The organism is Nioella aestuarii (assembly GCF_050896395.1).
Lineage (GTDB): Bacteria > Pseudomonadota > Alphaproteobacteria > Rhodobacterales > Rhodobacteraceae > Nioella > Nioella aestuarii.
On sequence record NZ_JBPBBA010000064.1, the window covers coordinates 1 to 10,515 of the forward strand.

Genomic DNA, 10,515 nt, shown 5'->3' on the forward strand with positions numbered 1-10,515 from the left:
AAACTCAATCAAGGATGAGCCAGAGCCTCCAAAACAAAACCCGCTCTGATGTCCCAAATTATCTGACGACGGACAATGAAAGGACTGACCAATGACGGACACCACCAAGACCGAACAGCTACGCGCGCACCTCGCCGCGCGCCTCGCCCAGAACGGCTGCGACAGCTACGGCATCTTCCAGTTCGGAGAAGGCACCAACGCAAACGTCGCCCAAGGCAACGGATGCAACACCAGACTCCTCTTCCAGTTCGGATAGTAAGACCCGCACTCGCGTTCGGCAGCGAAAGGTCATTCCCGGACCCAGCCCCATTTCGGTCAATCTACGCGCTCCCCTGGTCCCATGGGAGCGCGCATTTCTATGCGACCTACTTGCTGTCCGTCCCGGCGGTACCACCATTGGTCATGGAGCAATCCATTGCATCCGTGTTCTCAAAGCAAAGCCCGGTCCCATTCTGCGGTTCGTCGCAGATCCCGTCAAAGGACAGGGAGCAACTGTTCAGATCACCAGGTGTTCCACGTAGGTGCTCACAGTCGGCGGAGTCCGTGTAGGGGGCGCAGACCTGATCCTCCGTAAATATCTCTTCACAGGAGTACCCAAGCCCCGTGGGCCCGATAACGGGGCAAAGCCGTCGCCCGATGCGTAACTCGTCGCAGCGCCGGTCAAAGGCGGTGTCACAGGTGTTGGCCTCACGCACTGGCTGACAGTCGGCTGTATCGGTCAGGGCATCGCATGTACCGGTGCCGATCTGCGCTTCGTCACAGACCCCATTTCGGGCCGTGTCGCAGGCGTTCACCCCCCCGGTCGCAGCGCCTTCCACCTCGCAGTCAAATTGATCACCCGCGCTCCCGCAAAGGGAATTTCCGCCCGGATTTAGTGTGGTGTCGCATATGAGATCGAAAGAATATATACAGCTATTGAGCCCGCCGAGTGGGGCATGGATGGCTGCGGTGGCTGCCCAGCAATCAAACTGATCTGTGCCCGGCCAGCACAGGCCCGTAGCGCCTCGGCCAAGTTCATCGCAAACTCCGTTATCCGACCATGGGCAGGATTCGGCCCAAATCCGCTGGCGCGGGGTTCGGCAGTCGCTGGAATCGGTGCTGAAGGCGCAGGAGCCGTCACCCAGGTCAGGTTCTTCACATGATCCATTATTGGCCGTCGCGCAGGTATCCCGTTGCACCAACTCATTGCAGTCGAACGTGTCGGTGCCCGGCTCGCACTCACCGCCGCGGCCAATACCCGGATCGCAATAGCCATCATATGCGTTCGAGCAGGAATTCAACCGGGCGTCGTCGCAATCGGTTGTATCGGTTCCGGGGGCGCAAAGGATCTGGCCGAGGAACCAAGGGGTGTCTTCCGTGATAAAGCCCGGTTCGTTGCAAGATCCGTCATTTGCATAGGGGCAGGAATCCGGTCCCCCGGGCGGGCCGTCGCAGTCGAAACTATCGGTCCCCGCGGGACAGAGCCCGGTCCCGATGCCGGGCTCATCGCATATTCCGTCGCCGGCGTTCCAGCAGGCATTGGGATCTTCATACCATTGCGCGCAGTCCGCACTATCGGACCCATGTTCGCAATGGCCGCGGCCGATCCCCATTTCGTTACACACACCATCCCCGATCAACTCCGGCGGGCAGGATGCGGTTTGTGCCAGTGCCTTCGGGGCGTTCAGGAAAAACACGCCAAGTCCCAGGCACAATACTGTGGCGACCAGTCCTACGCTGCATGACGATCTGGTCATTTGCCCCACTCCTTCTTCGTCGCACCACATGGTAGGGTAGTTTCCGGCAGGGTGAGACGCGTTGATTTGTGTCAAGGCCTCCAACTAGGCTCACAGGTCGTGCATACATGCACAAATCGGCTGATAGCCGATGCTCCCCTTTCCCCGGACAGAGTCGTCCACGGGTTTCGTGATGGGTATGCCGAGCGCGGTATAGCCGTTGAGTACGGCGATGCGGACCTGGAGCTCTGCGACCTGACGGTCGAAGTCCCGCGCCATGAGCCGCTGGCCCAGCAGTTTCACACAATGCATCTTCGTCTCGACGCGGCTTCGTCGGTGATATCCGCTCCATCGTCGCCAGAGGGCGCGGCCCAGGTATTTCGACGCCCGCAGGGCTTCGTTTCGGGCCATTGCTCCGGCGGTGACGGTCTTCCACGGCTTCGCATTCTTGCGGGGCGGAATGACAGCGTGCGCGCCGCGGTCGGCGATGGCGTCGTGGCACTTGCGGGTATGAATCCCGACCCTGGTTTATTCCGTGTCCTGCCATCCTGCCATTAAGCCGAGATTAATGTCATAGACATGTAAGATACAGGCTTCGAAGGAGCCTGCTGTCGCTCTGGCCGTGAGCCGATACTCTTGGATAGGTTCGTCCGCTATCCCGTCTGCAATCCACTTCAGCCAGAGACGAAAACCCAGCGTATTGTTGGTTGATTGTGCGATCTGAAACTGATTTTCAATGTTTGCGGCCATAGCCGGCAATGCGGCCAATGCCCCGTTCTCTTCGAGCGTTCTTGTCGCTAGGTGTTCAGTCCCGGCATCTGGTGGATCGGATTTAGGATGAATCGATCTGGCTCAGATGTCCAGATTTTGCAGATGTACTCGTAGGGTGTCAGACCGTTGAGCGTCTTCAGCCTGCGGGCAAAATTGTAGGCTGCCATGAAGTCTGCGAGATGCGTGCGCAACTGATCGTGATTGTCGTAATGATACCGCTTGACCGTGGCGTCCTTGATCGTGCGGTTCATCCGTTCGACTTGGCCGTTGGTCCAGGGGTGATTGGGCTTTGTCAGTCGGTGCTCGATTCCGTTGGCATCGCAAATCATGTCAAAGCGCATAGGCCGGGAATAGGGCGTATTCCGGTTGCGTGGCTGCTCTGCGAACTGGATGCCATTATCGGTGAGGATTGTGTGAATGCGGTAGGGAACAGCCCCGAGCAAGTACTCAAGGAACTCCCACGCGGTCTTGCGATTGGCCTTTTCGACAAGCTGAGTAACGGCGTACTTGCTGGTCCGATCAATGCCTACGAAGAGATAGAGCTTGCCCTCGACAGTTTGGACCTCTGCAATATCAACGTGGAAGAAGCCGATAGGATAGCGCTTGAATTTCTGACGTTTTGGCTTGTCACCATCCATGTCCGGCAAACGCGATATACCATGCCGCTGAAGGCACCGATGCAGCGCCGACCGTGTCAGGTGCGGGACCGAAGGCTGGAGGGCATAAAGGCAATCGTCCAGCGGCAGCAAGGTGTGTCGCCGGAACGCGATGATCATTGCCTCCTCCGCTTCACTGAGAACGGTTGAGCGTGGCTCTTTCGGCCCCGTTTTTCGATCTTCAACGGTCTTGCGGTTTCGCCACTTGGCAACTGTCTTCGGGTTGATACCGAGTTCCTTGCTTAGCGACGTGATCGAAGCTTGCGATCGCTGTATTGCTGCTCTGACAGCGTGCGTGGTCGTGGCGCTGCCATGACGAACTTGTCCCATAGTGCTTCCTTCCATTCTATCGAAAGGATCACACCATCAAACCGTGGGATCAAACAGCTAGGGACATCGCATCATTTGGATCGCCATCGACTGTAGAAGATTCTACCGCAATCATTTGAAAAGCCATGCAATCTTGGAACATCCGGGACCGCTCGTTAGCCCATGCTGGGCCGCTGGCAGTTGTTGTAAATGTCATGGTAACCAATAGCATCCAGAGCACCACTACCGCCCTTGCACCCGTGCCAGCATCGCTGCCGCACTTTCGCGCGCTGACTGACCCCAACAGCATGAAAAGGTTCATGGCAGATCTCCAAAATCCAAAGCATACATGCACTCTTAGCATGGGCGGAAATCGCCCGCTCAACAATCTCGGCAAGGCCCACGCGGCCCTACGATGCGCAGCAACGTCCAAGCGCACGGTCGGTCGATGGATCTGCGCAAACAGCGCGACCTGGACCCGATGCTTCCGAAACCCGAACCCCGGCAGTAACCCGCGATGCTCCGCAAGGTGGTCGCCCTGTTCCGGCTGGTGATCTCGTCGATCAAGGCCCGGATAGCCAGCCCGGCCTCGAAGGCCTCGCCCCAGAAGTCAATGAGCGAGACGCCGCGCGCCAGGGCGGAACGCAGGACGGGCGGAACGCTGCGGATAACGGTCAGCAAGAGGCGGTAGGGAAAAGCCCCTCCAAGCGCCCGGTTCTGAACGACAGCGAAAAAGCCAAGCTGGACGACATCACCGCCGAGAATGTCTTTGGCCGGGAGATCTCTGGCGAGATCATGCGCCGCCACGCCGGGAACACCGGGGAATTGCGCAGCGAGGCAACAGTATTTCGGGCGCAAGCCCAAGGGGACCGGTTCGCTGCGCGAGTGCTGACAGAGCTTTCCGATCTGGACGACATCTTCGCCAACCCGACCAGCACAGCCAGCACGATCGAGGGCGTGTTTTCGGACATCATGCCAGATGCGCGCTACATCGGAGAAATGCAGACGCCAGAGGAAACAGCAGAGGCGGGGGCTGATGAACGCCACCTCCTGCGGACGCCCGGCGGCAACGACTTTGTGGTTTACCAAGACGAGGATCGCGTTTGGATTGATGTCCACCTACTGAAAGAGGGCGAGGGCGGAAACAGAGTCCACTCCGCGATCTCGGGCTACGCTATCAACACCGGACGCACGTTCATTGGCGACCCCGCAGGTCTTTCACCAGAAGCTTTGAGCCGCCGCACCGAGAACATGCTGTCATCGGCCCTCAAGCATGGCACCACCGAGCACCTTGAGCCACATGAATACCAGACACGCGGGGACGAAAGTCTTGGCGTCCCGCCTTTGCGCTGGAAATCTGGGGATCACTTGGGTAGCATCCAACGGATGATCGACGTGTTGACGGAAAGTGTCGCCCACTATGTCCCGGAGATCCGCCGTGCTCGATACGATTTCCAAACCGGAACCTTCCGAACGTCTCAAGGCGAACGCCTATCTGATGAGATGCTTGATGGGTGGGCATCTCGATTTGAAAGAATGCGAGAGGCGGGCATTGGGAGTCGAACGGCGTTGTTGCACAAATCGGTTGAGCGATTAATCTTGCGAATCCAGCTTGGTAGCTGTTTCAGTAGACCCACACTCCCCGACCTGCAAGACCAGGAACCGGCCGGCCTACAGTAAGCCGGTGAGGCGCCACTGGTTCAAGCCCACCGGCGCACGCGCTCAAGCGCCGATGCTCGCTGACGATCCACTGACCGGCAGGGCATTGAGCAGCAATGTCCCGAGAGGTTGGCTCGATCCTGAGATGAACTGGGATGCCCTACCAACAGGCAGGCGTGGCCGCCAGCAGACATACAGCGATACTGCCATTCAGACCTGCCTGACGATTGTCTGACGTCAGCGCCAATGGGACAGTTTAGGGTGGTTTTTCAAGCTGTTCAGATCGAGCATCGGCCAAGTTGATAACTTCTCTCAATCCACGTTTATCTTATGTTTGAAGGCCAAGGTAATTCTCCCGCAAAACCATTTCCAAGGCAGCACGGCACATGGCGATGGCTGCTGCCGGTGATCGCGCGAAGTAGGCCCGGATCGCGTCGTTCAACAATTCGAACAATGACCCCTTTTCGGTGACACCGTGACGGTCAGAAACATGGGCCAGGACGAACACGGCTGGCACCTTGTTCCAGCGACCGAATGCCTTTTCGACGCTGATAACCCCTTGCATTCGGACCAAGTCAGACCCACGCTGCGGTAAGTTTTAATGGATCGAAGCATGACCTGGTTTGCCGACTATATCAAACGCACCGATGACCGCCTTTTGATGAAATGGGCGCATTATTTCGACGTTTACGAGCGTGAACTGACGCGGTTCCGCTCTCGCCCGATCACCTTCCTTGAAATCGGCGTCTACAGGGGCGGCTCGATTCCGATGTGGCGAGAATATTTTGCCGACGACGCCACCCTTGTCTTCGTCGATATCGACCACGACTGCGCCGCCCATGCCGATCCCGGCACCCATGTCGAGATCGGCAATCAGGCCGACCCGGCCTTCCTGAACAGCCTTGCCGAGACATACGGCCCCTTTGACGTGGTGCTGGACGATGGCAGTCATATCAACGCCCACCAGATCGCCAGTTTCAACGGCCTCTGGCCGCATATGAAACCGCAAAGCCTCTACATGGTCGAGGATTGCCACACCGCCTACTGGCCCGGCTTTGGCGGCGGCTACCGCAACGAAGCCAGCTTCATCGAGTTCGCAAAGCGCAAGGTCGACGCCATGCACAGTTGGTACACCGACCAGGACGCGATGTTCCCCTTCGACCCGATCGCCAAGGAACTTGCAGGCGTGCGCTTCTACGATTCAATCGTCGCTTTCGAAAAACGCGTGCAAGCCGAACCGCCGTTCTCCATCACCTCGCAAAATGGCGAGGTCAAAGGCTCGCGCAAGGCGCTGCAGGTCAGGGGCCGCACTTCGATCTTCAAAGGTAAGGACGGCAGCTAGCCGCGCTTTGGCTAGTTGCCTCATCCGGTTCGCGCTGTGCTTCTTCAAACCCGCATCGAACCTGAACTCCGATCTGACGCGTCTCTATGAGGCAAGCATTCTGTCCGTGATGCGGCAGGTGCCCATTCAAGATCTCTTGACTCATCGGCTGCGGCCTTCTTACAATTCTTTGCATAGGAAGCTGCCGAGCCCACATGGCCCACATGCTCGAAAAGAGCATATGCTATAGTAGCTCTTTTGATGGCTAGGGGGTGCCATCGACTTTTATAGCGTAATAGGTAGATATTTGCCCCCCCCCCCCATATCTTTTATTGGAGGTTGATATGCCCGGGCTTATTCTTTTTTCACCTACAGATCAAGACGGCAATATTTCCGTCACAGATCAGGAAGTGCTCGGCGCACCACTTATCACCGATACCGTAACTGGGCGATTTACATCACCGGCAACCTGGCCTCTTCCAGAAATCCGCGAAACACATTATTTCAGATTGCTTCCAGGTCAGACCGTATATCTATTTCGCGATCAATTCATTACGCCAGTAACCGATGGTGAACTTTATACCGCCGAACAAACCTTAAGGGTTGCTGGTGGCCAAGATGATCCTAATGTTAGCTATGTAGCCAACCTCTTCCTGACGCAACAGTTTATTATAGATACAGAAGTCCTGACCAGGCATCCTATAGATTATCCGCCAAGCAATCCTGTAATCCCCGGCTTTCCGAATGGCGCTTATCCGATTGAAGCGTATACCGCACCTTCGACACCCGGCACTTATTACCTCATCCTTCAAGGTGAGGATGTTGAGTCATTTCCTCCCAGCGTTCCCGATCAACCCGGTGGGCGATTTCTGATCACAACCACTCTGGACAATAATTACCAGGTTCGGGTCGATGCCTGGGGTGAGGATTGGCTGCAGAGGGCCCCCGAGGGGTTATTTACAGAAAATCCAGACTCTGTTGATTTCAACAACCTGACACCTGATCAAGTCGACAAGATCGAAGCCCTTTTGGACGATCCAGGCACTCTCGACGACAAACTGTACTTTGCCGACGCGGGTGATGATGAGGTTCACCTGCCGGAAGCCGACAAGCTTCAGCTCTCCCAGAATGTTGCCTTCGATTTCACCAAGTTTTTCGATGGGGAAAGGGGCAACGACACGATCTTCGGGTCGCTTGCTGCAGACAAGGTTCGAGGCGGAGAAGACCAGGACTCGTTGGAGGGCAGGTCCGGGGATGACATCCTGGTTGGGGGCGACGGAAACGATACACTGAAGGGTGGAGACAACAACGATGTCCTTGCCGCCAATGATAATTTTGACGTGACCAATGTCGACGGGGACCCGGGAACGCTCGCTGGGGTTCTGGTTGGGATCGAGTTCCCTGGGAGCCCTGTTGCTGGGGCGGAAACCAACCTGCTGGACGGTGAGGACGGCAGAGATCTTCTGATCGGTTATGCCGGCAACGATACGCTCATCGGAGGCTCAGGGCGCGACAAGCTCTACGGAGGGTCCGGAGACGACACGCTCTATGGCGGCTCTCGGCCAGATCCTAACGTCAATTACGAAGATGATCGCAATCCAGACTTTCTGTTCGGCGGCAGCGGGAACAACCAGATCTTTGCCGGTGAAGGCGATACCGTCTACTTCTTTGGAGAAGGTCCGGAATACACGGTCGAAATTAACTCTGGCTCGGAGTTGTTTTCGTTCGCACAGGTCAAGAAAGGGAACGAAACCGACACGATCAGCCTGCTGCATGAGACAACTGTTTTCGAGTTTGGCGGTGGACTTCTTGGCGAGGAGAGCGAGGCTACATGGGACGAGCTGCTCGGTGTCATTCGGGACCGTGACCGCATTCAAGACCTGGTTGAGCAGGTTAAGCAGACCATCGACGAGCTCGTCGACGTTCAAACTGCCATTGCCAAGATCGACGAGCTCGAAGCCCAAATTGATACGGCAGACAGGACGCTCGTTCGCGAGACGATGCTCGCCATTGTTAGCGCTGTTCCCATTCTGCAATCCGCCGATGATCTGTATCTGGCAAAGCGGATACAGGAAACCATTGGAAAGGCCGGCATGACCGCCGTGAATGCCGCCGAAAGCACTATCAAACTCGCAGCGATTGACGGAGACAAGCTCTACAAGGCAGATCGGGACGCGACCGACTTGCTTCTATTTGGGTCTTCAGTCGTTGCTATCGCGGTTTCGATTGTTAATCCACCGCTCGGTTTGGCCCTTTCGGTTACGATTGCCGGAATGACTGCTGCAAACGCGGGTTTTGACTGGCGCGCAGAGGTCAATGCCATCCTTCCCGAGCTCAATGCTCTCAGGGCCAAGCTTCAGGAAAACCTCGTGGACGAAGCGAAGCTCGAGGTGCTTCTGGATGGCCTCGTCCAACAGCTCATGGACAAGACCGGGCTGGAAAAGGGATGGCCCGCCGTCCGCTTCACCGATGATCAATGGAGCACGCCAGACATCAAGCCCACCCTCGATCAGGCGATCGAAGCTCTCGGCGGAACTAGCGCGGTCAACAATTTCAACCTTCTGAAGGGGGCCAATGTCGCGGGCACGGGCGATGGGGAGGTCCTTATCGACGTGGCAGGCGCACAGGCGATCGACACTCAGGGCGGACACGATTTTGTCGCTCTCCAAACGCCTGCCGGGGAGGTGCTTCTCGGGGAAGGCAACGATACGCTCATGGCAGTTCCCGGGTTCGCCTCAGCGGACGGCGGACCGGGCGACGATCAGCTCGAAATTTTCGCGGACCCGAGTGCTCCAGGGGCTCTGTTTCAGCAGGGGCCCGTGGTCCAGAATTTCGAAACGGTCTCCGTGAAGATTGATCTTCTGGGAACCGGTCAGACCGAAACCCTCGAGTTCACAGGCGCGGCGGCTCAATTCGGCGATGGCAGCAACAACACTCTCGACGGGAGTGCCGGAGCCAATCTGATGTCGGGTGGGGCCGGCAATGACGTTCTGAATGGCCAGGCTGGTAACGATCTCCTTGAGGGCGGCGCCGGATCGGATGACCTGCAGGGTGGGGCAGGGCAGGACCGTCTGGCTGGAGGGGCAGGGAATGACAGCCTGACCGGTGGAGCCGAGGGGGACGTCTTCGTCGCAATGCCGGATGGTAGCGCCGATACGGTTCAGGATTTCCAACCGGGTCTTGATCTTATCGACCTACGTAGCTTTTCGGCGCAAACCGCCGTGGACGCCATCCAGAACGCGCAAGCGGGCAGCGTCATTCTGACATTTCCCGATGGTACGGTCTTGCACATCATGGGCGCGAACATCGCCGATTTCGGCCTGCAGGATGTAATCCTGTCGAATGCAGACCCCGAGGGCGCCCCACAGGTTACGGGGCAGGCTCTCGAGGGCGAAACGCTCGAGGCCGACCTATCCGGGCTCGACGACCCTGACGGGATCGACAACACTTCGATTGCCTATCAATGGCGGCGCGACGGGGCGCCAATCTCTGGTGCCACTAACAACACCTATTTGCTGACACAGGCCGATGTCGGCGCACAGATGAGCGTCCTGATCAGCTACACGGACACATTCGGCACCCTGGAAAGCGTGGCGAGCACGCCGACTGAAGCCATTCAGAACGCCAACAATGATCCAAGCGGCACAGTGATCATCACAGGCGCGGCAGAACTGGGACAGACGCTCACCGCGGACGCGTCAGGGGTCACAGACGAAGATGGTATCGACGCTGCTTCGGCTGGATACCAGTGGCAGCGGAACGGCCTGTATATACCCGGCGCCACGGCCAGCACGTACACCCTGACACAGGCTGATGTCGGCACCACGATCACCGTGGTCTATTCCTACACGGACACGTTCAACACCCTCGAAAGCGTCACGAGTGCCGCAACGGCCCAGGTGGCGACACCAGGCAGACTCCTCACCGGAACGCCGGCGCCCGATTTCCTGGTGGGCACAAGGGGCTCCGACACCATCGAGGCCCTGGCGAGCAATGACACGGTTGCGGGCGGCGCCGGCAACGACACGTTGGACGGGGGGGGCGGAATCGACACGGCGGTCTACTTCGGCGACCAGTCCAGCTA

Annotated in this window: 8 protein-coding genes and 3 pseudogenes; 5 read left to right on the top strand and 6 right to left on the bottom strand. The window is 57.7% G+C overall.

Going from position 1 to position 10,515, the window contains the following annotated elements:
* Positions 1–91 precede the first annotated feature (91 nt).
* Positions 92–256 carry a hypothetical protein gene (locus ACROHD_RS20165; RefSeq protein ID WP_432680247.1) on the top strand — a complete coding sequence of 55 codons (165 nt, stop codon included), beginning with the start codon at positions 92–94 and terminating at the stop codon, positions 254–256.
* A 109-nt stretch (positions 257–365) separates the two neighbouring features.
* Here ACROHD_RS20165 and ACROHD_RS20170 read toward each other — a convergent pair whose 3' ends face one another.
* From ACROHD_RS20170 to ACROHD_RS20190, 5 genes and pseudogenes are all read right to left on the bottom strand, one after another.
* Positions 366–1,736: a hypothetical protein gene (locus tag ACROHD_RS20170; protein WP_432680248.1), complete on the bottom strand. Its 1,371-nt coding sequence runs from the start codon at positions 1,734–1,736 to the stop codon at positions 366–368.
* A gap of 90 nt (positions 1,737–1,826) precedes the next feature.
* Positions 1,827–2,225: pseudogene (locus tag ACROHD_RS20175) on the bottom strand (transposase); the annotation flags it as partial.
* Positions 2,226–2,243: 18 nt separating this feature from the next.
* On the bottom strand, positions 2,244–2,465 hold the full coding sequence (locus ACROHD_RS20180) for a hypothetical protein (protein WP_432680249.1): 222 nt from the start codon (positions 2,463–2,465) through the stop codon (positions 2,244–2,246).
* A gap of 47 nt (positions 2,466–2,512) precedes the next feature.
* On the bottom strand, positions 2,513–3,472 hold the full coding sequence (locus ACROHD_RS20185) for an IS481 family transposase (protein ID WP_432680250.1): 960 nt from the start codon (positions 3,470–3,472) through the stop codon (positions 2,513–2,515).
* A gap of 49 nt (positions 3,473–3,521) precedes the next feature.
* Complete coding sequence (locus ACROHD_RS20190) at positions 3,522–3,773, bottom strand: hypothetical protein (protein ID WP_432680251.1); 252 nt, start codon at positions 3,771–3,773, stop codon at positions 3,522–3,524.
* A gap of 473 nt (positions 3,774–4,246) precedes the next feature.
* On the opposite strand from ACROHD_RS20190, the gene ACROHD_RS20195 reads away from it, so the two are divergent.
* Positions 4,247–5,131, top strand: a complete 885-nt coding sequence (locus ACROHD_RS20195; RefSeq protein WP_432680252.1) for a hypothetical protein — start codon at positions 4,247–4,249, stop codon at positions 5,129–5,131.
* 109 nt (positions 5,132–5,240) lie between these two features.
* Positions 5,241–5,339: pseudogene (locus tag ACROHD_RS20200) on the top strand (transposase); the annotation flags it as partial.
* A 99-nt stretch (positions 5,340–5,438) separates the two neighbouring features.
* Here the strand turns inward: ACROHD_RS20200 and ACROHD_RS20205 are convergent.
* Positions 5,439–5,675: a hypothetical protein gene (locus ACROHD_RS20205; RefSeq protein ID WP_432680253.1), complete on the bottom strand. Its 237-nt coding sequence runs from the start codon at positions 5,673–5,675 to the stop codon at positions 5,439–5,441.
* 48 nt (positions 5,676–5,723) lie between these two features.
* Here ACROHD_RS20205 and ACROHD_RS20210 point away from each other — a divergent pair, with 48 nt between their 5' ends.
* On the top strand, positions 5,724–6,452 hold the full coding sequence (locus tag ACROHD_RS20210; RefSeq protein ID WP_432680254.1) for a class I SAM-dependent methyltransferase: 729 nt from the start codon (positions 5,724–5,726) through the stop codon (positions 6,450–6,452).
* A gap of 323 nt (positions 6,453–6,775) precedes the next feature.
* A pseudogene (locus ACROHD_RS20215) lies at positions 6,776–10,515 on the top strand (hypothetical protein); the annotation flags it as partial.